The organism is Janthinobacterium violaceinigrum, from assembly GCF_009208555.1.
GTDB classification, from domain to species: Bacteria; Pseudomonadota; Gammaproteobacteria; order Burkholderiales; family Burkholderiaceae_D; genus Janthinobacterium; species Janthinobacterium violaceinigrum.
Genome location: NZ_WFLI01000144.1, coordinates 1 through 255 on the forward strand (window position 1 = coordinate 1; position 255 = coordinate 255).

Consider the following 255-nt stretch of genomic DNA (forward strand, 5'->3'; position numbering starts at 1 on the left):
GGCGTTGACGGTCAGCTGATTGGCCACCGTCATCGCATTGCGGTGGTCGAAAGTGGCTGCCCTGATATCGAGCTTGCCATTGCCCGTGATCTTGCCGAACTGGTTGTTGAATTGCCCTGCGTTAATGGCCAGGATGCCGGCACCTGCGTGCTCCAGCTTGCCATTGACGTTCGTCAACACCGTCGCGTTTAGGGCCAGGTTCGCGCTGTTGGCGGCGATGCGGCCCGCCGTGTTGTCCAACTTGCCTGTCGTGAT

General features: G+C 60.0%; 1 protein-coding gene. It reads right to left on the bottom strand.

Going from position 1 to position 255, the window contains the following annotated elements; all coding sequences use genetic code 11:
- On the bottom strand, positions 1-255 hold a 255-nt coding region (locus tag GCN75_RS29010; protein WP_193317715.1), incomplete at both ends, for a hypothetical protein.